Source organism: Planctomycetaceae bacterium, from assembly GCA_041398785.1.
GTDB lineage: Bacteria > Planctomycetota > Planctomycetia > Planctomycetales > Planctomycetaceae > JAWKUA01.
In genome coordinates this window covers 237,166-260,191 of record JAWKUA010000002.1, presented here as the reverse complement: position 1 = coordinate 260,191, position 23,026 = coordinate 237,166, and the positions used below count along the sequence as shown (strand labels likewise).

The 23,026-nt window shown below is 60.5% G+C and carries 15 protein-coding genes; 11 read left to right on the top strand and 4 right to left on the bottom strand.

The genetic code is table 11. From position 1 onward, the window contains the following. The first annotated feature begins 143 nt into the window (after positions 1-143). Both R3C19_03160 and R3C19_03155 read left to right on the top strand, forming a co-directional pair. Positions 144-2,804: a cadherin repeat domain-containing protein gene (locus tag R3C19_03160; GenBank protein ID MEZ6059342.1), complete on the top strand. Its 2,661-nt coding sequence runs from the start codon at positions 144-146 to the stop codon at positions 2,802-2,804. Positions 2,805-2,980: 176 nt separating this feature from the next. Next, positions 2,981-4,621, top strand: coding sequence for a protein kinase (locus R3C19_03155; protein MEZ6059341.1), 1,641 nt, complete (start codon positions 2,981-2,983; stop codon positions 4,619-4,621). Positions 4,622-4,675: 54 nt separating this feature from the next. Here the strand turns inward: R3C19_03155 and R3C19_03150 are convergent, their stop codons facing one another. From R3C19_03150 to R3C19_03135, 4 genes are all read right to left on the bottom strand, one after another. Next, positions 4,676-6,430, bottom strand: a complete 1,755-nt coding sequence (locus tag R3C19_03150) for a hypothetical protein (protein MEZ6059340.1) — start codon at positions 6,428-6,430, stop codon at positions 4,676-4,678. A 171-nt stretch (positions 6,431-6,601) separates the two neighbouring features. Further along, positions 6,602-6,904, bottom strand: a complete 303-nt coding sequence (locus R3C19_03145) for a (2Fe-2S)-binding protein (protein ID MEZ6059339.1) — start codon at positions 6,902-6,904, stop codon at positions 6,602-6,604. Beyond that, positions 6,901-7,848 carry a formylmethanofuran--tetrahydromethanopterin N-formyltransferase gene (fhcD, locus tag R3C19_03140; GenBank protein ID MEZ6059338.1) on the bottom strand — a complete coding sequence of 316 codons (948 nt, stop codon included), beginning with the start codon at positions 7,846-7,848 and terminating at the stop codon, positions 6,901-6,903. Before fhcD ends, R3C19_03145 begins: the two co-directional genes overlap by 4 nt. 18 nt (positions 7,849-7,866) lie before the next feature. Next, entirely contained in the window at positions 7,867-8,472 is a 606-nt protein-coding gene (locus R3C19_03135) for a 5-formyltetrahydrofolate cyclo-ligase (protein MEZ6059337.1), read from the bottom strand. 188 nt (positions 8,473-8,660) lie between these two features. Between R3C19_03135 and R3C19_03130 the strand changes: the two genes are divergently transcribed. The 9 genes from R3C19_03130 to R3C19_03090 all read left to right on the top strand — a co-directional run bounded on the left by R3C19_03130 (position 8,661) and on the right by R3C19_03090 (position 23,016). Continuing rightward, positions 8,661-8,996, top strand: coding sequence for a histidine triad nucleotide-binding protein (locus tag R3C19_03130; protein MEZ6059336.1), 336 nt, complete (start codon positions 8,661-8,663; stop codon positions 8,994-8,996). A 115-nt stretch (positions 8,997-9,111) separates the two neighbouring features. Beyond that, positions 9,112-10,131 carry a DUF3500 domain-containing protein gene (locus R3C19_03125; GenBank protein ID MEZ6059335.1) on the top strand — a complete coding sequence of 340 codons (1,020 nt, stop codon included), beginning with the start codon at positions 9,112-9,114 and terminating at the stop codon, positions 10,129-10,131. Between the two features lie 232 nt (positions 10,132-10,363). Beyond that, positions 10,364-11,626, top strand: coding sequence for a pitrilysin family protein (locus R3C19_03120; GenBank protein MEZ6059334.1), 1,263 nt, complete (start codon positions 10,364-10,366; stop codon positions 11,624-11,626). 87 nt (positions 11,627-11,713) lie between these two features. Continuing rightward, positions 11,714-12,949, top strand: coding sequence for a pitrilysin family protein (locus R3C19_03115; GenBank protein ID MEZ6059333.1), 1,236 nt, complete (start codon positions 11,714-11,716; stop codon positions 12,947-12,949). A gap of 231 nt (positions 12,950-13,180) precedes the next feature. Next, positions 13,181-14,035: a DUF4159 domain-containing protein gene (locus tag R3C19_03110; protein MEZ6059332.1), complete on the top strand. Its 855-nt coding sequence runs from the start codon at positions 13,181-13,183 to the stop codon at positions 14,033-14,035. Positions 14,036-14,156: 121 nt separating this feature from the next. Beyond that, positions 14,157-15,209 carry an AAA family ATPase gene (locus R3C19_03105; protein MEZ6059331.1) on the top strand — a complete coding sequence of 351 codons (1,053 nt, stop codon included), beginning with the start codon at positions 14,157-14,159 and terminating at the stop codon, positions 15,207-15,209. Positions 15,210-16,123: 914 nt separating this feature from the next. After that, positions 16,124-16,567, top strand: a complete 444-nt coding sequence (locus tag R3C19_03100; protein ID MEZ6059330.1) for a hypothetical protein — start codon at positions 16,124-16,126, stop codon at positions 16,565-16,567. Positions 16,568-16,700: 133 nt separating this feature from the next. Next, positions 16,701-18,926 carry a BatA domain-containing protein gene (locus R3C19_03095; protein MEZ6059329.1) on the top strand — a complete coding sequence of 742 codons (2,226 nt, stop codon included), beginning with the start codon at positions 16,701-16,703 and terminating at the stop codon, positions 18,924-18,926. Then, positions 18,907-23,016 carry a DUF4175 family protein gene (locus R3C19_03090; protein MEZ6059328.1) on the top strand — a complete coding sequence of 1,370 codons (4,110 nt, stop codon included), beginning with the start codon at positions 18,907-18,909 and terminating at the stop codon, positions 23,014-23,016. The genes R3C19_03095 and R3C19_03090 overlap by 20 nt, the downstream gene beginning before the upstream one ends. The last annotated feature ends 10 nt before the right edge of the window (positions 23,017-23,026 follow it).

Sequence of the window (23,026 nt, the reverse complement as noted above, 5' to 3'; positions counted from 1 at the left end):
AATTGAACTGAATAGGCGATCACCGGCCGTCAGACGTTCATCAGGATTCGATGTGTTCGAACGACGCTGGCTCTAGAATCGCTGAAGGAAATTCGCCAGCCCGTTCAGTTCTGCACTTCCGCCGGTCGTGCTTCAGGACTTCCATGATTCTGCCGCGTTCACAATTCTCATGCAGTCTGCTGCTGATCGTCACTGTGCTGGCGACGCTGACTCCGAACATCGCTGTGTCGGATGACGATGCCGCTGCGCAGGCTCACGTCGAAGTGAACGCTTCGCAGCGCGAGGCCATCGATAGCGGGCACGCAGTCTTGGGATCTGCCAGCGCCGATCTGATCGACGACAGCAGTCTGGTTCTGCGACTGGATGAAAACGCCCAGCCGCGCACCCGAATCGGTTCGGTTCGCAGTCTTGCACCGGACGCGGACCACTTCCGTCTGACCACAAATGCCGGTGCCGGGCTGTTTGATCTTGACGAAATCACCGGCGCGCTGACGACATCACAAGGTGCAGTCTTCGACCATGAATCGCGCTCCGAAATCGACCTGACAATTGTCGCGCTAAAGCGCCGATCGTCGTCGGAACCTTTGTTTGAAGAGTTTCGGAACTCTCTGCGCGAAGCTGCAGTCGGGGAATCGCGACTGAAGGAACTGACGTACGACGAAGTCCCGATCCGAGTGTTGATTCGGGTCAGCGACGTCAACGAGCCGCCAGTCATTGCGGCTCAGCACTTCGAAGTGCCGGAGAACGCGGATTCCGCGGTTCCATTCGCCAGGCTGGAAGCCACCGACGCTGACCGCGACGACGTACTGACGTTTTCCATCACGTCCGGCAGCGCGGATTCCGCATTTGCCGTCAGCGACGACGGAAGTCTGACCATTCGGGATTCGGCTTTGCTGGACTATGAACTTCAGCCGTCTCATGAACTGAGAGTTCGCGTTTCCGATCAGCAGGGCCTTGCCGCCGAAGCCGTTGTTGTCGTCGAAGTCACGGACGTAAATGAAGCTCCGGTGATTCAATTCGAACCTGCGGAAGAACCCTCCATCGCCGGTGAGCGAACAGTCATTGGAAATATCTCGGCCACCGACCCGGAGAATCGCGGTCCGCTGTCCGTCGATGTGAACTATGAACTGGCGGACGGCAATCTGGAGTTCGACGCTTCGACGGGATTACTGCTCCTGACGCAGGACAGCGGACGACCTGACATTTCCGCGCGGACGGTGACGCTGCACGTTCGCGTTGTGGATGCCGATGGAATGGCGACTGACGTTGACCTTCCCGTCGATCTGCCGGCTCAGGAATCGTCCCCGTCAAAGACCGTTTCGGTCGACGAACCAACGACGATGCAGCCGCCCGTGGACGAGAATCCGTCCGCATGGCCTGTCTGGCTGACCGCTGTCGCTGGCCTGTTGCTCGTCGTCACGGCTGTTGTGCTCGCCAGGGTACTTCGCCGTCGAAAAAAGAATCAATCCGAACAGAAAGCTGCTGACGCAATCCATGCCGCTTTGGCCAGGCGTTCCCGATGTGTGTTCGACGGCGGCGTGCCTGAACGCAGGGCGAATCATCGCGCTTTCGAGAATGCTGATGCGGATTCGGCCAGGCTCCGCGTCGTGCCATGTCATCCTGTCGACACATGGCATGAGATCGGCGACTCGGAATTTGCTGAGGTGCCGACGTCTGCTGATCTCGTCAGCCAACCCGCTGCGAATACGACCGCCGGTCCCGAGCGAGAGTTCGCTGCCACGGACTCGATGGATGTCCATCAGCCGGCTTCGACCGAGTGTGATTGCACCGCGCCGGATTCGCAGGCTGCTGTTGTCGTGGCCGAAACTGAAGTCGCGAATCACCACGTCGATGATACCTTCGCAGCATCCGGTGAATGTCCGCCTGCGCAGGAAATCCAGTCATCGGAACCTGCAGCAGCAAACCCGGAAACGCAGGGATCGGGAGAGGACGTCCTGGGACTGCGACGAGAATTGTCAGAGTTGTTTGGCACACCGTTCTCGGCGGATTCGCCGTCGCCATCCGTGCAGGAGCCGGCCGACAATTCGCCGCTGGTTGCTGAAGTACCGTGGCACCAACTTCATTCTGATCCGAACACGACGGAAACGGCAGAACCGGTCGGCGCGGACGTCGAGGTTGCGTTCGACGCCACATACGACAACACGACTGACGAAGAGCTGCGAAGCTTTGTTGATAATTACATGTCGCAGCTTGTCAGCCGTTCGCGAAGTCGTGAGCAGACGGTCCATTGCGAGGCGGTGACAGCTGTCGAGCATCCAGGTCCGAAACGTTCGAAGAGCTCCTGGCCCGAGGTCGATCGCCGAGCCGCGCCGGTGTCAAAGCCAGCAATCACCGGAACGAATCTCTCGAATGCCGCCGCGCCAGCGACGCCCACAGGGGAAACGACCAGCGCCGAAAATCCTGCTGTGCCGGCGCGAGTTGTCCGGCCGACTCTGGACCGAGAGAAGATGCGCAACAGCATGGCCTCATTTCGGACCGTGGCGGCGCATTCCATTGAGCAGGCGATTGCCTCGCACGACAGGATGACAGCAAAGCGCCGCCTCACCGGCCGTCGGCGAATTCTGTTGACCATTGTGCTGGCGCTGGCGACGACCGTCATCTTCGACCTGCTGAGAGTTGTCGACCTGGGATGGCTGGTCTGGCTGCTTTCGATCTCGGCGGTTATCGCCGCCGGTGAGCTGACGCTGAAAATCCGCCAGGTTCGACGACAGTTTCAACTTCTGAGGCAGCAGGTGGTGCGGGACTGCATTGCCGAATCCGGAAACTCCGGTGACGTGACTTGACGCGCCTGTGGTTCGTCCGCGTTTCACCGAATGAACCGCCGTGAGACGCGGATTCGCGAGCATTCACAACAGCCGTAGCAGGCGGATTCCGAAGCCGCGCGGTCGACACCAGCGTTCCGCGAACGCAAGAATGACGTGTTGCCCGGTCCGGCCTGCAGAACATTCTGAATTCAGCCATGTTAGTGCCTGAAGGCGAAATTGTTGGTGAGTATCGCGTCCTGCGTTCGCTCGGCAGAGGCAGCAGCGGGACCGTTGTGCTGGCGGAACATCTGCCTTCGCACGGGAAGGTCGCGCTAAAGATCGCAGCGGACACAGTCGCGTCGCGGGAATACCGATTGCTGAACCGGCTGTCTCATCCTCACATCGTCAGGTCGCTTGACTACTTCGCATCCGATCGAGGCGGCGTCATTGTGCTAAAGCACGTGCCGGGATTGTCCGTTTCCGAAGTGCTGAACGCGATCCATGGCGTGCCACGGTCCGGGCTATCGACGCGCACGGCGATGAGTTCGGTCGTTCAAATTGCGCAGAAATCAACAGGGGCGGATGCTTCGGCATGTCTGAGCCGACTGCCGAGCGGTGACAGCTTCGAACAGTTTGCCGTCCGCATTGTTCGCGACGTTGCAGAAGCGCTGACGCATGCGCACTCACGGGGCGTGTACCACCGTGATGTGAAGCCGGAAAACATTCTGATCGACGATGTCGGCAACGCGGTTCTGGCGGACTTCAGCGTGGCTGGCGACCTGCCCGACGACCCGACCTTCGCCGGTGGAACGCTTTCGTACATGTCGGCGCCGCAACTATTGCGATTGTCCGGAACAGGTCCGCAGCGTCCGTCGGGAAGTGACAGTGTTCCGTCGCCCGCCGTTACGGGAGATCTTTATTCGCTGGGGATCGTCCTGTTCGAATTGCTGACCGGCGAACTTCCGTATCCCGTTGTGGAAACGGGTTCCTCGGTCATCGCTGCGGCTCGTGAGGCACTGCCGACGCGGCAAGGCGCCGTGCAGCGCGTGAAGTGTGCCGCGGCTGTGGATGGTTCGCTGCGGGAAATCGTGGCGAGTTGCCTCTCGGCGGCGGACGAGAACGCAGCCGGTTATTCCTCGGCTGCGGAAGTCGTCGACGATCTGAACTGCTGGCTGCACGGCCGCGCGCTGGAACACGCCGGGGAACCGGCGATTTCACGATTGAAAAGACAGTGTCGGCGGCATCGAAGCCTGGCCGGTATCCTGTTGCTGACCGCGATGGCATTGCTGGTGACTGCCGGAATCGACCGCCATCGGACAAAGCAGCGGCTGGTCGACGTCAGCAGGAGTGTTCGTACGCTGTCCGATTCTGACATTGTCAGCGCAACGCCGGATCTGACGCAGAAAATTCTGGCGGAGGGTCTGCTGCCCGACACGACGTCGCTGCGGCACCAGCGTTCGCGGCTGATTCACGCAATCGCCGTCGCCAATCTGCAAAGCGGTCAATCGCAGACCGCGGCGGATCTTCTGCAGCGAGCGATCCTGCTGAACGGTGATTCCGCAGAGCTGTGGAACGACCTGGGGGCCGCACGATTTCGGTTGAAGAACTTTCAGCAAGCCATCGACGCCTTCTCGCGGGCGATGACGCTGCAGGGAGAATCGGCCGACGTACTGAGCAATCGCGGAGCCGCCTTTGCCGCTCGGAACGACGCCGAGAACGCTCGCAGAGATTTCAACGCGGCCCTGCGGCTGGACAGGAACTGCCGGCACGCTATTCGTCATCTGGAAATGCTGGACGGCGCCGCGTTGGGCCAGCCGCCGTCAACTGACGCGGAGGATAGTCTTCCGCGGCAATGATGCCGAAGGCGCGAGCGTGCGCCGGTCGTACCAAATACGCTCTCTGCCCGCTCGTTAGATTGTGGGACCGCTGTACCGTGGCTTTGCCGGGCGGCGCAGAGGTGTCCTGCGGCGGCGTCGAAAGCCTCGCGACATGCGTACGCGCTGAACAAGTCTCTGCAGCGCGTATCCACTGCCCGCAAGGATGCTGCCGACGAATGTTGCCAGCGAGCCTGATCCCTGCAGTTCGCGCGGAGCTTCAAAGTCCTTCCGGTACAACAGCGCCATCGTTGCTCCGTCGGCAAAGACGGCGTCGTACGGGATGGCCTCACGGTGCGCTGTCTGCTCACCGTGTATCGTCGATGCGACGGCGTCCGTCAGCGTCCGAAAGGCGTTGCGAGGCAGCGGCAGTCGGCTGTTGCCGCCGAAACGGTGCCGGCGCCGGCGCGTCGTCGACACGCCATCACCATACGGTTCGAAGGGAGCAGACGACGCGATCACGTTGTCGGATACCGATCGCCGCCGGGCGCGATTCAAAACCAGCAGCAGGATTCCCAGCATCGCAGCGTCCGACACGGCGACATTCGCGTCTTCCGCTTCCGCGATGAATTGTGGCGACGAGATGGAAAACGTCTGCTGCGACATCCGGAGCGTCAGATCCAGCGAAGGCCGGTCCGTTGCCGGATGCCACGTTGGGCCGTAGGCCGTCAATTCCGGCCGCCATTGAGCTCGCGGCGAATCGGCGAGGACGGTGTTGTGCTCGCCCACTTCCGGCTGTGCGATCGGCAGAGGCGTCGATTCCTGAGAGTCATCGTCCGCTTCGCCCTCGGTTGCTGCGGCCGGTTCGTCCGTTTCCACCGCAGGTTCCGAATCTGAGTTCTCGGAAGCGTCGTCATCGTTGAGCGTGTCGGTCGGGGTGGCATTGGAAGCTTCGTCCGTCGTGTCCGGCGGCAGCACTTCCGGGTCCGCTGTTTCGTCGCGGGTGTCCATGTGGTCCGTTTCCCGCACCGTCACGACAGGTGTTTCCTCGCGAGGATTCGTCGTTGGCTCCGTCCAGTCGTCAATCTCCGCCGGGTCCGCAATCACTGTGGGAGCAACCGTGGTCCCTGGCGGCAGCGGCGGCGCAATTGTCGGATCCGTTCGGTCTGTCGGAACACTGTCCGTGATGTCGACGACAGAGACATGCGGCTCCTGTCGATCGTTCGGCCGGACGTCAGTGACAGGCGTGTCGGTGGCATTTGTACTGTCGTCGGCTGTGCCAGTGTTCGGGGCGTCGACGGACAGCTCCTCATCAAGCACCGCTCGTGCGGGATTCCTGCCGTCACGTGTGTCGGGCGTCGTCGTTTCCTGCACAACGGTGGGTTCGGCAGGACGACGTTCGTTGACGACGACAACCACTTCCTCAGCGCTTTCGTCCGTTCCGTCCTGCACGTTCTGTTCGCGCGGGCCGACGTCCGCGTCGCCGGCCGGATCGCTGTCTCGTGTCGGACCGGTCGGTTCGGTTTGTTGAGGCCGCTGCAGAATGACTTCGGCGTCGCGTAACCGATCGCTGTCCAGCGCAGGTTCTTCACCGGTCGGCTGATCGACAACCGGGTCGACGACCACGACTTCTTCCGCCGCCTGGTCTGTGTCAGCGGTTGCGGTGTCGCGACCCTGATCGACCGCATCGGTGTCCTGGTCGACGATTTCCACCGCCTGATCCTGTCGCCCGCTGTCGCCGGCATCGACTTTGGGACCGCGATCCGCGCCGATCAGGCCGGCTCGCGACAGATAGAGTCGCGTTTCCAGGAATTCGCTGCGAACAGCGCATCGACGTCTGGTTCGTGCCACGTGACTGCTCCTTGCGCGAAAGGGTGTCGAACTGACTGGCAGAATCGGCCCGCGAACGATGACATTGAAACTTTCCCGCGCGCGAAATGAAATCGACCTTCAGCCGATTTTCACCAAGTGTCCGAAAACGGCACGCCGAACCGATTCAATCGTCCGCTTTCGAAGCGCAGATCATTCTGAATCTGACGGAAGCGGAGTCGCGCCGGGGGGCGGACTGCCCTGACCGCGACGCACGTAGTCGGCTCGCATTTGAGCATACTGGTCCGGCGTCAGATCGATGTCGACGTCACCCTGCTCTGCCCTCGCTGCATCGAAGCATCGTTTCAAAAATGGCACACACCATCCGCAGCCGGTACCGGCGCCGCCGCATTCACTTAGCTGACTGGGAACCCGCGGTTGGTGAATTCGGGCAAAGTTCATCACCTTGCGCTGGGTGATGTGAAAGCAATAGCACAGCTTGTCGTCAGGCTTCATGGAGACGATCCGGACTCGTCGCGATGCAGATCGGGCAGCAGCCAGACCCAGCTTTTGCCAAGTCGACCGCCGTAGTTTCCGGCTGTGATTTTCAGCAGCCCGTCAACGTCCGACGCTGCGGTAATGGCTGCCTGAGTCGCTTCTGACACTGTCTTCAGATCGCGTCCGTTGACAATCAGCTCCATAACGCTTTTTGCATGGGAGGGCAGTTGCGTCGTGACGCCATTTCGTCCGGCCAGCGTGGGACAGAACGGATCGTTCGTACTGGCGAACAGAAAACTGTAGCGGCTGCCGGCCTTTGAACCACTGGCGGCGACACCGCCAGGAAACGGCGTGATCACTCCCGGAACTGCTTGGCACGCTTCGACGGCTTTCTCCGCGGCCAGCAGAGAGGCGCCTTCGCTGTCCGCGACAAACCACAGATTGCCGCCCATCACGCCGTCGAAAAACGGGAAGCGACGATCGATGCAGAAGTCACCGCCCATCGTCGGCACCACCCACATTTCGCGGCCGAATCGCTGCTGAGTTTCTTCGAATCCGTCGCCGAAATACGCCAGCTTGCGGCCAAGCCGAAACGAATTCGCATCGTCCGCGGCAGCATTCGGAGCAAAGCATCGCGTCGTCGGGCAGGTCAGAACGTTCTGGCTGACACGGGCCAGCAGTGCCTTTTCAAGAGCGGATTCGCGATGCTTCCAGAACCGCGGTACGTGAAGCTGGCAGATCGCTCCCGGCCGACCATCCGGAGTCGGAACGCTTTCGTCACCGCCGGGACCGACGTACCGATCCAGGCCGGCTTCGCAGTCGCACATGATTGTCGACGATGCGTGCCCCGTTGCGGCGCTGATCGCATGATCCAGCCACTTCCGATCGCGAGCCGTGATCAGGAACTCGGAAAAAAGACTGCGAAAGGCTTCCGCGTACGTGTCTTCGATTTCGACGGGCATGGAATCAGCCGTTTCCGTTCAGCCCTTTCGGCCCCGGCAGGAATAGACGCGTTCTTCGGTGACAATCTTATCCATGAAGACGTCATGGCCGGCGACCGGGATTTCTTCGAACATCTGGCATTCAAACGCCAGTGCGATCAGCGGCGTATCGGGTCGCGCGTGTTCGAGCAGCTTGTCGTAGTAGCCCTTGCCGTGTCCCATCCGGCCGCCGCGGATATCGAAGCCGACACCGGGCACCATGATAAGATCCAGTTCCTGGACCGGCACCTGCTTTTCCGGCAGATGCCGCAGGTCCTTTCGCGGTTCCAGGATGGAGTACATGCCGATTTCCAGTTCGTCCATGCTGACAAGGTGAAACAGTTCCAGTTCGCCGTCGTCGTTGCACCACGGAACGACGATCTTCTTCCCTGACTGCAGCGCGAGTTCCAGGTCGTGCCGAGTGCGGACTTCGCTGCGAACGTCGACGTAGAACATCACCGTCCGAGCCGTCGCGTACTCCGGCAGCGCCATGAACGCTCCGACGATGCGACGGCTGAGTTCGTCCTTGTTCGGCTGAGCGTTCCGGTTGGCATGCGCCTGCCGGCGCAGTTCGTTCTTGAGTTCCTGGACGGCAAGTTGCGTCATGAATGTGAGGCTTTCGAATGGATCGCCGGAACCAATCGCCGGACGGTGTCAGTGACAGCGGATGACCCGGCCCGCCCTGCTCTCCGCTGGAGTTTTGCGAACAGCCTGCTACTCTGACCGCCGGTTTTCCGGTCTGGCGGCGATGATCTCCGGGAAGGCCATCCGTTTCGAGCGCGAGGGACTGTTCGGTGACCATTTTCTCGAAGATCATCAATCGCGAAATCCCCGCGGACATCGTTTACGAAGATGAGCTGTGCCTGGCGTTTCGGGATGTCTCGCCGCAGGCTCCGACCCACGTCCTGCTGATTCCAAAGAAACCGCTCGAATCGCTGGATTCGCTGGATGACGGCGACCGGGACCTGGCGGCTCACCTGATGATGACCGTGCCCCGCGTTGCCAGGCAACTGGAGATTACCGACGGCTACCGGACGGTCATCAACACCGGTCGCGACGGCGGCCAGACTGTATTTCATCTGCACATCCATATTCTGGGCGGTCGGCCTCTGACCTGGCCACCGGGGTGAGGGAACGCCGGAATTCGTCTTCAAATCCCACACGGAACTTCCGGGTGTTGAATCCGGAACTTCTTTCACTCGGTCATCATTCGTCACACCACGCTTCCACCGAAAGTTTCCCGCCATGAAAAGACTTCCCGTCGTTGTCTCACTTGTTGCCGCAGCGATCACCGCTCTCGCGAACCGGACCTGCGCCGATGACGCTCAGCCCGGGCTGCAGATGGCCCAGGCGGCTCAGCGGTTTCTGGAATCGCTGGACTACAGCCAGCGGCTGCGGGCGGAGTATGCCTATGACGATCCGGAGCGCATCAACTGGCACTTCATTCCTCGTGACCGCAAGGGAATCGGGATGTGGGATCTGGAAGGAGCGGCACTGGAATCGGCCAGTGATCTGGTCCGATCCGGGCTGACCGCTGCCGGATATGAAAAAACACTTCAGGTCCGCAGTCTGGAGGAAGTTTTGTATCTGTTTGAAGGAGGCGACGAAGCGGAACGACGTCTGCATCGGCATCCTCACAAGTATTTCGTCACAATCTTCGGCAAGCCCGGCGGCAGCGACGTCTGGGGCTGGCGGTTTGAAGGCCACCATCTGTCACTGAACTACAGTGTGAAGGAAGGCAGGATTGTCAGCAGTACTCCGGAATTCTTCGGAGCCAACCCCGGTCTGATTGACGCCGGTCCCGGCCGGGCTCTTCGCGTTCTGGGCGAACGCGAGAACATTGCGCGGTCGATCCTGAAGGCGGCTCCTGCGGATCAGCAGTCGAAGATCTGGCTCTCGAAGGAAGCTCCCGGCGACATTCGCGGAGGCGGCGTTCCTCAGCCGGTCATCGACGAAGCGAAGGGCGTTCGTTACGCCGACATGACGCCCGAGCAACAGCAACTGCTGAAGGAACTGCTGGCGGAATACCTCAAAGCCATGCCCGCCGCTGTTGTCAAAGAGCGGATGGCGGCGATTACTCAAGCCGGCATGGACGACATCCGCTTCGGCTGGTGGGGTGGTTCTGAAGTCAACGAACCACACCACTACGTTGTTCAGGGCAGCACCTTTATCATCGAGTACAACAACACTCAGAATTCCGCGAATCACGTTCACGCGATCTGGCGAAATCTCGGCGGCGACTTCAATCTTCCTGCCGGACAGTGATTCCTTCCACGCGGAATTCATCGTGAATGTTGCTGTCTGCGCCAAGTCTCCGGTGCGACCATCGGGCTGACGGAATTGAATCCGGGACGGTGAAGCGAACGGGAACGCGGACCGTTGCTGCATCGAGCACGTTCCGTCGGCAGAATCCGGGCATTGCGTGCCGCGCCTTGCCTGAGCGGCGGGACGTGCTACTCTGCCGCGCCGCGAACTTCCGCCGAGATACGGATATCCAATGACCAGCGACAATATCGAAACGTTCCAACTGTCGAACGGGCTGGAACTTGTCGTTCAGCAAATGAACGATGTGCAGTCGGCCGCTCTGACGCTGATGGTGCCCGCCGGCAGCGTGTATGACCCGCCGGGGAAATCGGGAGTCGCCGCGATTCTGGCGGAGATGTTTCCTCGCGGAGCCGGCGAATTGTCGGCCCGCGAATTGTCGTCGGCGATGGACAACTTCGGGCTGCAGCGCAGCGTGTCATCGGGGACGCTGCACGTCACGTTTTCCGCCGCGACGACGGCCGACCGCATTCTGCAGGCGATTCCTCTGATCGCTTCGATGGTCCGCCAGCCTCACCTTGACGAACTGCAGTTTCCGCCGGCGCGAGAACTGGTCGTTCAGGGTCTGCAGGCGGAAGAAGATGAGCCCCGGCAGCGGCTTGGCCGTTACCTGCGGAAGTGCGCGTATCCGGCGCCGTGGAGCAACGCATCGGACGGGACGCTGGACGATATCAGCAACATCGCGCTGGTCGACGTGCAGCGGCATTTTGATCTGCTGGTTCGCCCGAATTCCGCAATCCTTGGCATCGCGGGAAACGTGAATTCCGTGGAAGTGCTGACCGCCGTTCAGGCGGCGTTTGGTGACTGGGAACGCGGCGTCGCTGCCAGCCTGACTCGCGGCACGATCCATGAGTCGCCCTACCACATTCCGCACGATTCGGCTCAGACCCACATTGGACTGGCGTGGCCGACGGTTCCGTATTCTCACGACCGCTACTTCGAAGGCTGGGCGGCCGTCAGCGTGCTGAGCGGCGGCATGAGTTCGCGGTTATTCACGGAAGTTCGTGAGAAGCGAGGTCTGTGCTATGCCGTGTCCGCTTCGATCAACACGCTGAAGGACGAAGCGCGGGTGTTTGCCTACGCCGGCACCACAAATGAGCGTGCTCAGGAAACGCTGGACGTCACCGTCGCCGAAATCCGCCGCCTGCACGAGGGTCTGTCCGACGACGAACTGCGCCGCTGCAAGGCTCGCGCGAAGAGTACGCTGATTATGCAGCAGGAATCCACGATGGCTCGTTCCGGTGCCCTGGCGCGAGACACCTTCCATCTTGGCCGTGTCATGCTGCTGAACGAAATTCACCAGCGGATCGACGACCTGACGACTGAACAGGTTCGAAACTTTGCGATCGACTATGCACCGGCGACGATGGCCCTTGTCACGATCGGCCCGCAGCCGCTTGATGCCGCGTGCGTGCAGGCCCCGGCTGCCGTGGCGTGACGTGTCATCATCAGTCGCAGTTCCCTGTGTCAGCAAAGTGCGCGAGGCGCAGAATTGGTCGACGGTCCCGCAGGAGAAGCATGATTCATGAAGTTCCATCAGCACAAATTTGCCAACGGCCTGCAGGTCATCGCGGAACTGACGCCGGCCGTTCACAGCGTCGCGGCGGGCTTTTTCGTCCGGACCGGTTCGCGAGACGAGACGGCCGCGGTATCCGGTGTCAGCCATTTTCTGGAACACATGGCGTTCAAGGGAAACGACCGCTTCACGGCCGATGATGTGAACCGCGTCTTTGACGAAGTGGGTGCGAAGTACAACGCGTCGACCGGCGAAGAAGTCACAACCTACTACGCCGCGGTGCTGCCGGAGTATCTGGAAACCACAATGGAGCTGCTGGCCGCGCTGATGACTCCTTCACTCCGCCAGGATGACTTCGATATGGAGAAGAACGTTATTCTGGAAGAGATCGGAATGTACGACGACCAGCCTTCCTTCACGGCTTACGACAACGTGATGTCGACTCACTTTGCCGGTCATCCGCTGGGACAAAGCATTCTGGGGACGAACGAAAGCATCACCGCTCTGACATCCGAGCAGATGCGGGATTATCACCGCAGCCACTATCACGCCGGCAACATGACTCTGGCCATTGCCGGGAACACGGACTTCGACACACTTCTTCGGATCGTCGAGAAGCACTGCGCAGGTATTCCCCTAGGTCGGGCGTCGCGGGATCTGCCGCCGGTGCATCCGCAACCGAGAACTCATCTGGTCACTCGCGAAAGCAGCGTGCAGGAGCACGTGATGCAGATGGGCCCCGCTCCCGATTCACGGGACAATCTTCGTTTTGCCGCGGAGCTGCTGGCGGTTGTGGTCGGCGACGATTCCGGCAGCCGGCTGTTCTGGGATATCGTGGATCCCGGTTTCGCCGAGGCCGCGGAACTTGGCTACAACGAATATGACGGAGCCGGCACGTGGATGTCGTACCTCAGTTGTCAGCCGGAACAGGTGGAAGCCAACCTGGCTCGCATGAAGGCTGTGTTTGGTGCAGTCAACGATCATGGCATCACCGCGGAAGAACTTGAGCAGGCCCGCAACAAGGTGGCTTCGCGAGTCGTCTTGCGCGGCGAACGGCCGATGGGGCGGTTGTCATCGCTGGGCGGAAACTGGGTTTACCGCGGTGAGTATCGATCGGTCGCCGACGATCTGCACACCGTCCGGGCGGTATCGCTTGACGATCTGCAGCGGCTGTTGCAGCAATATCCGATTCAGATGACGACAACTGTCGGAGTCGGACCGCTGCAGCGACTCGCAGCCCCATAAGTTGCGCCGCGGCCCGGGACCGGACTCCGCAGGTTCGTCACCGACACGGACCCGATTTTGGCATCGTTCGTGGCGACGCGGCGCGAGAAATTGCAAGCCGTATTGAGCCGACTTTTTGCGGCAAAGGCAATCGTCGGAAACGGCACACTGTTCGCAGTGGCGTCGGCTCGTATGATTTGGGACAACCATGCGTCTCAAACTCCGCCGCTCCGTCGGAAACAGGCTCGGATCATGAAACGTCCACTCACTGCCGTCATCGTCGCAGCGTTGATTGTCGTGCTGACGTCCGCCGCGATCGCTCAGTACGGACGCCGCGGCTACTACCGGCGCGGTCCGGAATTCGGTCCCGACGGGCGCCCCGACCGACGCGGAGTTCCGGACTGGAAGGTCGATGAGAACTTCAAGGACGATGTCTTCACGTTCGTCCGGATCAAATACAACTCCTACGGTCGCTGGGGGAAATGGGCAACGGACTATCCCGACGCCGACCTGAATTTTTCCTACCGGCTGCAGCAACTGACGTCGATGCATGTCAACCCGGATGGCCTGATCATTGAACTCACGGATCCCAGGCTGTTCGATTTTCCGTTCGTTTATCTGATCGAACCCGGCGATTTGAGCTTTTCTGAGCCGGAAATCGAAGCTCTGCGATCCTATCTGCTGAACGGCGGGTTTCTGATGGTGGACGACTTCTGGGGCGAAGCGGAGTGGAGGAACTTTTATTTCGAACTCCGCCGCGTCTTTCCGGATCGGGAGCCGGTTGAACTTCCGCTAAGTCACCCGGTTTTCCACTGTGTGTATGATCTGAAGGAGCGTCCGCAGATTCCGGCGATCGGCTGGGCTCGGCCCGGCCCAAACGGCGAAATCATCACCTGGGAATCCAGGTACGAAAACGATACTCGCGAAGTCCACTATAAGGGTCTGTTCGACGACAACGGCCGCATGATGGCCATGATCTGTCATAACACGGATCTCGGCGACGGCTGGGAGCGAGAAGGTGAAGATCCGTGGTACTTCAAGGAATTCAGCGAAAAGAAGGCGTATCCGCTCGGCATCAACATCGTGTTCTACGCGATGACGCACTGAGTGCAGTTCGGTCTCGCCGAAACCGCAGCATCCGGCCGGGAATCACACCGGTTCCGGCCGAACAATCTGTGACAGCATGTCGAGTTTCGGTGAAACCTGGCGACAAATTGAAATCCACCTTATGAATGAAACGACCGACGAAACCGCCGCGGCACCCGCCGAACTGTCCGCCAAACGCGAACGCGAACTGATTGAGCAGCTTCGCTCACTTCGTCGGCAGATCGATGACGAGCTGTCGAAGGTCATCATCGGCCAGAAGGACGTTGTTGAGCAGTTGCTGATCGCCCTTCTTTCCGGCGGCAACTGTCTTATCACGGGAGCACCCGGACTGGCGAAGACGCTGCTGGTCAAATCCATCGCCGAACTCTTCGACCTGAAGTTCAACCGGATTCAATTCACGCCCGACCTGATGCCCGCCGACATCACCGGCACGGAAGTTCTGGAAGAAGACCACGCCGGCCACCGAGCCATGCGGTTCATTCCCGGTCCGATCTTTGCGAACGTGCTGCTGGCCGATGAAATCAACCGCACACCGCCAAAGACGCAGTCCGCGCTGCTGGAGGCAATGCAGGAACACCAGGTCACCGCTGCAGGAACTCGCTATGAACTCGAAGAACCGTTCTTCGTCCTGGCGACTCAGAACCCGATCGAAATGGAAGGCACCTATCCGCTGCCGGAAGCACAGCTCGACCGCTTCATGTTCAATGTGCTGATCGATTATCTGCCGGAAGATGAGGAAGTGGCCGTCGTTCAGCAGACGACGTCGAAGCGAGCCCACAGGATTCAGTCTCTGTTTGAAGGCGCGGTGGTCGGCGAGTTCCACCAGGTTGTTCAGAGAGTTCCGATTGCCGAAGAAGTGGTACGCTATGCCGTCCGGCTTGCGGCCGCGTCGCGTCCGGGACAAAAGGACGCTCCCGGCTTTGTCAATGACCTGGTTTCCTGGGGAGCCGGCCTGCGAGCCGGGCAGTACCTTGTTCTGGGAGGCAAGGCGGCCGCTCTGCTGGACGGACGGCCTTATGTTTCCGCAAAGGACATTCAGCGTCTCGCAAAGCCCGTGATGCGACACCGCATTCTGCCGAACTATCGCGCCGAGGCTGAAGGCGTGACAACGGAAATTATCATCGACAGATTGCTGAAGTCGGTGGCCCATCCGAAGCAGGAGGCGGTGGCATGAATTCTTCCCTGCGTCCTGGCGATGAACAAGAAAGGTTCGAGTCGCAGGCGCGGAGTTGTCCCCTCTCCCCCGCAAGCGACGCCCCAATCCCGACCGACTCGTACATCGTTGACTTCGTGTGCCTTGATAAACTCCTGATTGTTGAACTTGACGGCGACCATCACGACGTAGTTGTCGAACAGGATCTCAGGCGGCAGCAATGCCTGGAATCACTCGGATATGCGGTTATTCGATTTTGGAATCACGATGTGTTGAGCGACTGCGAGTCAGTTGTTCACGCAATCCGAAATGCAGCGGCAACGCGACCCCCTCTCCCTGAACCTCTCCCCCAAACGGCTGGCGAGAATGCCGATAAGTTTTGCAAGCCGATAGCGCGAGCCGTTCGGGGGAGAGGGGACATTCGCAGAGACTGCGGCGCGCGAGTCGGGGGTGTCAAATGACCTCACCGGCCACTGAAACCATTGCCCACACCGGCTCGACCTTCATGGACCCGAAGGTTGTGATGAGCATCCGGTCACTGGAACTGCGAGCGAAGATTGTCGTCGAAGGGTTTCGGACCGGACTGAATCGCAGTCCGCGGCATGGATTCAGTGTCGAGTTCTCCGAGTATCGTCAGTACACGCAGGGCGACGATCCTCGATTTCTGGACTGGAAGCTTTTCGCTCGCACCGACCGCAGTTACATCCGGTTGTTCGAAGACGAAACCAATCTGCGATGCTATCTGGTGACGGACTTCAGCCGATCGATGTCGTTCGGATCTCTGTCGTACACCAAGCACAATTACGCCCGCACCATCGCCGCGGCGCTGGCGTGGATGCTGAATCGGCAGGGAGACGCCGTCGGGCTCAGCCTGTTTGACGAACGAGTCCGGCTGGTGATTCCCGCTCGATCGACCGGGTCAGCTTCGACGGATCATGGTGACTCTGGAAGAACCAACGTCCGGAAGGGAAACCAATCCGGAATCGGCACTCGAACACGCTGCCATGCGTTTGAACAAGATGGGCCTGGTCGTCCTGATTTCGGATCTGCTGGCTCCCGTGGAACAATTCGAAGCCGGTCTCAAGCTGTTGCGGGGCTGCGGGCACGAAGTGATTGTCTTCCAGGTACTCGACCCGGTGGAACTCAGCCTGGCCGTCGACGGGCCTCGCCTGTTTGAAGATCTGGAATCGAATCAGAAGATCTATGCGGATCCCCGTGACGCAGCGGCGACATTCATTGAACGGATGGCCGGGCACAACCAGCAGGTTCAGGATATCTGTCAGAAATCGGGAGCGTCCTTCACGCAACTGGTCACGAACCAGCCGCTGGAAGCTGCTCTGGTGGAGTTCCTGCATGCGCGGCGACGCCGACATGGATAGTGGCGACACTTGAAGAATCGCTTTGGTGCGGCGGCTGCAGTCTTCCGACAGTTGCGCCGCCCAGGCAGTTCGGATCGCGCGTGAGTGCCGGGTTCCTGGTTCAGCAACATGCATCTGTGATTAGGCAATCCCATTGGACTTCCTTGCTCCGATCTTTGCGGCAGTCGGTCTGGCAGCGGCGGCGGTACCGTTCGTGCTGCACATGCTGCGTCGCGCGCCGACTCAGAACATGCCGTTCAGCGTTGTCAGGTTTCTGAAACCGGCACGGCCGAAGCTGACAAAGCGGTCCACCATCGAACACTGGCCGCTGATGCTGCTCAGGATTTTGGCGCTGGTCCTTATCGGCCTGGCATTCGCGCGGCCGTATCACCGAACGGCAGTGACGGAAGAGCCGGGTAGCGACGCCATTCAGCATGTGGCGCTGCTGATCGATCGCAGCGCCAGCATGCGTCGTGACGGAATTCGCGACGGCGTTGCGCGCATTGTCCGGGAGACCGTTGCGGAACTCTCCGACGATGACCTGCTGAGCGTTTTCGAGTTTTCGAAGAACTTCACGTCGCGGATTTCCCCGCAGCAATGGGCAAAGGCCTCCGCCGGCGAGCGCAGCTCTCTGGTCGATGAAGTGCTGACGTCGTGGCAGCCCGACTGGCTGCCGACACACACGGCCGCAGCGCTCAGGCGGGTTGCCGACGAACTGGCTCAGGAGAACCAGCCCGGCAGCGCTGCACGAAAGCGGCGACTCGTGCTGATTACCGACTTTCAGGAAGGGAGCGAACTGGATGCTCTGCAGAATTCCTCCTGGCCGGCGTCGGTGCAACTCGACCTGAGAATCGTCAATCCGAGGCAGCCCGGCAACGTCGGCATCAGTTGGTTCAAAGATTCCAGGACCGACCGCATTCGCGTGCGGCTGACCAGTGCCGGCGATTCCGCAGCGACAGAGTTTCTGCTGCAGCCGTACGACGACAACAAAGCACCCGTTGGAAAACCGATTCCCGTCACCGTGAATCCCGGCCAGAGATCAACCGTTCTGTTGCCGAAGGCCGACGAAGCGACCGCGCGCGTCGTGGCGGGAGTCGAACTCGTGGGCGACCCGCAGCCGTTTGACAACTTTGTTGATCTGCCCACCACGCAGAATCCCGTGATCAGAGTTGCAATCATCGGTTCGACAGATCGCAATGATCCGGAAACGATGGGCTATTATCTGCAGCGAGCACTCGACGGCATCACTGACCAGAGAGTTGAGCTGACAGACATTGTTCGCGATGACGGCGTTGTCTTGCCGATAGCACCGGACGTCCGGCTGGCGGTTGTCACAGATTCCGTGCCGGTGGGGCTGAATTCATCGCTGCAGGAATTTCTTGGTCGCGGCGGAGTGCTGCTGGTGGCACTGAAGTCAGTGGACATGGCGGGGACATTATCTGCCGTGCTGCCGGACCAGCTTTCCGTTGCGGAAGCCGATGTGCCCGACTACGCCATGTTCGGCCAGGTGGATTTTGAAAGTCCGCTGTTCGCCGCGTTTTCTGACGCGAAGTTCTCCGACTTTTCTTCGATTCGTTTCTGGCGATATCGCCGGCTGAGATTGCCCGTTGATGAACGCCAGCCCGGTGCATGGAACGTCGTGGCGAAATTCGATTCCGGTGATCCTGCAATTGTCAGCACCGTCAGCGGAGGCGGAAGAGTGATTCTGCTGGCCAGCGGCTGGCAGCCCGAGGACAGTCAATGGGCGCTGTCGACGCGGTTTCCGCCGCTGATTTCCAGTGTCCTGGCCATGTCTGATCCCGGACGATCTGACGAATTGGCGCGGACCGTGGGTGACACTGTGCATCCGGCGGATCTGGTGGCGTCGAACATGTGGACGATGCGGCTTCCGGGCGGTGAGACGGTCGGCCCGGAGGACCTGACGTCCGGTGAAGATGCGTCATCGCTTTCCGATAATCCGGCAGCCCCGTCAACGAAGGCGGGAGCGTTCGAACTTGCCGAACCGGGGCGCTATGTCATTACCGGCATGCACCCCGATACCGGAGAGTCGACAGCCGTAACGGTCCTCGCCGCGCTCGATCCTTCCGAATCTCGCACTGAGGCACTGCCTTCCGGCCAGTTGCAGGTGCTGGGTGTGACATCGGACAATCTGGAATCTGATGTCGCCCCGGACCAGACAACCGGCGACAATATCAGTCCGGGGCAACTCAGCGTGTCGGAACTGGAACGACGTCAGAAATGGTGGCGGTGGTTTCTGCTGGCCGGGCTGGGTTGTCTTATGCTCGAATCAATACTCGCGGCATTCATCGAATCGCGACGGGAAGAAAGTCTTCTCGCAACCATGGCACCAGGAACCAACGATGACCGGAACAATCCTTGAACGCAGCCTGACCGCCGTCGCGAAACGTCTGTTTAAACTGCGCGTGCTGCGGCGCCAGGCGCTGTGCTGGCTGCTGCTGCTGGTGCCCGCGATCATTGTCGCGCTACTGCTGCCGGTGACGGACAGTTGGGTCGGCTGGGAACTGTTTGTCATCCTGGGAGTCACGATTCTCGGTGCGCTGCTGACGCGGATTCGCACCCGGTGGCCGTCACTGCTGGAGACCGCTCAGTTGGTCGAACAACATCACCCGGAACTTCAGGACGCCGTGCTGACGGCCGTGCGAGTCGACGAAGATCCGCGAATGCGGCGGTCCGTCTTATCGGGATTGGTGCTCAGTGACGCCGATGACTGGGCGCGGCGTTCTGACTGGCGAGCCGTCATTCCTCGCCGACGGCTGCTGGGCTGGTCGTTGCTCAGCGCCCTGTCGTTTTGTTTTCTCGTGTCGGGAGTCGTCGCGGCCGCCCGCTGGGGCCGGGATTCTTCACCGAAAGATGCACTGACCGGTGGCGCTCGAGCCGCCGCGATCGTGGTCGGCGATTCGGAGTTCGTCGTGGAACCCGGCGATGTGGAGATCGAACGCGGATCGGCTCTGACGGTTGTCGCACGGTTCTCCCGGACAATTCCGGCCGCCGTAATACTGGAATTTGAGCCAAAGGAAACTCCGGTTGTGATTCCAGACGACCAGCCCGCCGACATCAGCGCCACTGCCGGTCTTCAGCAGCTTGTGATGGATCAGACGGTTGACAAAGGCGTGTTTGCGGCCCGGGTCAGCAGTGTTCCGGGTGACGGAGCTTACCGAGTGGTTTTCGGTGACGACCACGCGTCGCTGGCGAACCGCAACAATGATGCACGTCCCGCCTCTCCGTGGTATCGCGTCTCCACGTTCGTTCGTCCGCGGCTGGAGCAGGCTGACGCGACAATCACGCCGCCGGACTACACGCGCCGCGATCCGCAGGTCATCGAAGACGTTCTGCGGATCACCGCTGTTGAAGGATCTCTGATTCAACTGCGGCTGAGTCTCAACAAACCCGTGGCTATCGCCGAACTGCGGACGTCGGATGGAGCCGCCGTGCCGCTGACATCTTCAGCGACTGAGCCGCATGTCGTGTCCGCTGAAGTGACCGCCGATCAGAGTCGCACCTGGGCCGTGTATCTGGAAGACGATGCCGGCCGGACGGCGCCCGATGAAGAACAGATTTCCATTCGCGTCACGCGCAATCAGTCGGCACAACTGAAAGTGACGTTCCCCGGCCGCGACACCAGCGTGTCTCCCCTGCAGGAATTTCAGGTGGAAGCAGAAGCGAGTGACGACTTCGGAGTCATCGACTACGGCATCGTCTACGCACTGACCGGCAGCGATCCCGTCACCGTTTCGCTGTCGGAACAAACTCCCGAACAGCCCGCTGCTTCCAAGGTCGACATGCGGCATTTGATTGCACTGGAGACACTGAACGCGGAACCCGACAACCTGGTCACCTATTATTTCTACGCCGACACATTCGGTGCCGACGGCCTGCAGCAGCGTACCTTCAGCGACATGATGTTCGCCGAAGTCCGGCCGTTCGAGGAGATCTTTCGCGAATCCGAACAGCAATCGGGTCAGTCGCAGCAGCAACAGCAACAGCAGCAGCAACAGGGAAGTCCGGCCGACAAACTCATCGAACTGCAGCGGGAAATTGTGCTGGCGACCTGGAACATTCAGCGTTCACTGAGCGACCGTAAGCCGGAGACACAGACCGACCAGGACATCGCCGTTGTTGCCGAATCTCAGACGGCCGCGATCGAACAACTGAGCGAATTGAAGGAAGCAGCCGACGATGCTCAGATGACGCAGATCATCTCCGCAGTCGAACGGGACATGCAACGGGCAGCGGAAGTGCTGAGCGGCACGACTTCGGCGACAGCCTCAAAACAGCTTCCGACGGCACTGTTTGCCGAACAGGGAGCCTACCAGGGGCTGCTGCGGCTGAGAGCCCGCGAGCATCAGGTGCAGCAATCGCAGTCTCAGCAGGGAAGAGGACAGGGACAGCAAAACAGTGCGTCGCAGCAGCAGTTGAACCAACTGGAACTGGATAACGACCGCAATCGTTACGAATCGGAAAGCCAGGCTCAGCAGCAACAGGAACAGTCCGCTGAACAGCGCGAGCAGCTTCAGATTCTGAACCGTCTGAAGGAGCTGGCTCGCCGCCAGGAGATGCTGAACGAGCGACTCAAGCAACTGGAATCAGAACTGCGTGCCGCTCAGACGGATGCAGAACGTGAGGAGATTGAACGCGAACTGAAACGACTTCGTGAAGAACAGCGGGAAATGCTGCGCGACGTCGACGAACTGCGGGAACGGATGGATCAGGGGTCACCGCAGCAGCAACAGCAGAACCAGCAGTCTCGTCAGCAGATCGAACAGGCTCGCAACAACGTTCAGCGCGCGTCCGAGGCGATGGACGAAGGCAAACTGGCGGAAGCAATCGCCGAAGGCACGCGAGCCGAACGGCAGTTTGAAGAACTTCAGGAAGACTTCCGCAATCAGACATCGTCCGCGTTCAGCGATGCGATGCGCGACCTCCGACAGCAGGCGCGAGACCTTACCGAACAGCAGGAACAGATCGCCCGCGAAATCGCCGGAGATGATGGAGAACGATCAGAAGACTCCGATCGGGAACCGTCCGCCGGCGAGCCGCCTTCTCTGAGGTCAGGTCGCGACCGCGACGCTCTGCAGCAGAAGGTAAGCGAACAGCGAGACAGGCTGGAACACATCGTCGACCAGTCCAAACAACTGATCGAACAGGCTGAAAACAGTGAGCCACTGCTGTCACGCCGGCTGTATGACACGATCCGCGACATGCGGGAAAAGAAACCCGAAGAAGCTCTGGAAGCCACGGAAATTCTGGTGGGACGCGGACTGTGGAATCAGTCTCAGCAGGCCGAACAGATCGCCCGCCGCGGTATCGATGATCTGCGGGAAGGAATCGAACGTGCCGCCGACGCGGTGCTTGGCAGCGAAGCCGAATCTCTCCGCCGAGCCGGCGAACAGCTCGAAAACCTGTCGGAACAACTGTCGTCGGAAATCGCCGAAGCCACCGGTGAAAATCCCAGCGCGGATCAGCAGCCCGGCGACGGCGGCAACGTACGACGGGACTCCGATCCCGTCGAACCCGGCACGCAGCGCCGCGGCATTCAACGCCTCCCGTCCCCCAACCCGGACCAGCAACAACCGCAACCTGGGCGCGCCGACAGAGGTCAGTCCTCCGATCCGCGACCGGGCGGAGCCGGCAGACGTCAGGCGTCCAGCGAGCAACAACCGGACGACTCCTCCGACTCACAGCAGCGAGCAGAGAGCAGCCAGTCTTCGAGCGAACAACAACCCGGCCAACAACCCCGGCAGGGTGAGGGCCAGGCGTCCGATCAACAGTCAGAACAAAGTCAACAGTCAGAACAAGACCAGCAGTCACAACAAAGTGGCCAGTCCGGCCAGCAGCAGGGACAGCAGTCTCAACAAGGCCAGCAGTCCGGCCAGCAGTCCGGCCAGCAACAAGGCCAGGGCGGCGGGCGAAATCAGTCCGGCCAGTCGCAGTCCGGTGGCGAACCAGGCAGCAACCAGCAGGGCGGATCTGCTGGCCAGGACTCCGAGTCTGATGAACCGGTTCCGCTGCGCCGCGGCGGCCAGCGATCATCGACGCTATTGGACGGCGGTCGTCGGGGTGGCAATGCCGGCGGCGGAGGCGGCGACGGAAATGTTCGCTATCAGCCTCTGACCGGCGACGACTTCCGCGACTTCTCGGATGGTCTGCGCGACGTCGAGGAAATGCTGGAAGACCCCGATTTGCGGAACCGAGTCGCTCAGGTGCGCGATCGAGCCCGCTCGATCCGGGCGGAATTTCGACGACACGGAACAGAACCGCAATGGGATCTGGTGAAGTCACAATTGCTCGAAGAAATGCAGGTTTTGCAGCGACGGATCACACAGGAACTCGCGCGGATGGAATCCGACCGATCGATGGTGCCGATCGATCGTGAACCCGTGCCCGAAGAATTCGACGAACTTGTCCAGCGGTACTATGAACTCCTCGGCCAGAGCCGGATTGAAGAATGAGATCATCAAC

What these genes read in the sequence shown, in the direction of transcription:
- R3C19_03135 (MEZ6059337.1), bottom strand. Translation starts at nt 8,472, where the DNA reads ATGACGCAACTTGCCGTCCAGGAACTCAAGAACGAACTGCGCCGGCAG.
- R3C19_03125 (MEZ6059335.1), top strand. Translation starts at nt 9,112, where the DNA reads ATGAAAAGACTTCCCGTCGTTGTCTCACTTGTTGCCGCAGCGATCACC.
- R3C19_03145 (MEZ6059339.1), bottom strand. Translation starts at nt 6,904, where the DNA reads ATGAAGCCTGACGACAAGCTGTGCTATTGCTTTCACATCACCCAGCGC.
- R3C19_03160 (MEZ6059342.1), top strand. Translation starts at nt 144, where the DNA reads ATGATTCTGCCGCGTTCACAATTCTCATGCAGTCTGCTGCTGATCGTC.
- R3C19_03100 (MEZ6059330.1), top strand. Translation starts at nt 16,124, where the DNA reads ATGGTGACTCTGGAAGAACCAACGTCCGGAAGGGAAACCAATCCGGAA.
- R3C19_03115 (MEZ6059333.1), top strand. Translation starts at nt 11,714, where the DNA reads ATGAAGTTCCATCAGCACAAATTTGCCAACGGCCTGCAGGTCATCGCG.
- R3C19_03120 (MEZ6059334.1), top strand. Translation starts at nt 10,364, where the DNA reads ATGACCAGCGACAATATCGAAACGTTCCAACTGTCGAACGGGCTGGAA.
- R3C19_03155 (MEZ6059341.1), top strand. Translation starts at nt 2,981, where the DNA reads ATGTTAGTGCCTGAAGGCGAAATTGTTGGTGAGTATCGCGTCCTGCGT.
- fhcD (MEZ6059338.1), bottom strand. Translation starts at nt 7,848, where the DNA reads ATGCCCGTCGAAATCGAAGACACGTACGCGGAAGCCTTTCGCAGTCTT.
- R3C19_03110 (MEZ6059332.1), top strand. Translation starts at nt 13,181, where the DNA reads ATGAAACGTCCACTCACTGCCGTCATCGTCGCAGCGTTGATTGTCGTG.
- R3C19_03105 (MEZ6059331.1), top strand. Translation starts at nt 14,157, where the DNA reads ATGAATGAAACGACCGACGAAACCGCCGCGGCACCCGCCGAACTGTCC.
- R3C19_03090 (MEZ6059328.1), top strand. Translation starts at nt 18,907, where the DNA reads ATGACCGGAACAATCCTTGAACGCAGCCTGACCGCCGTCGCGAAACGT.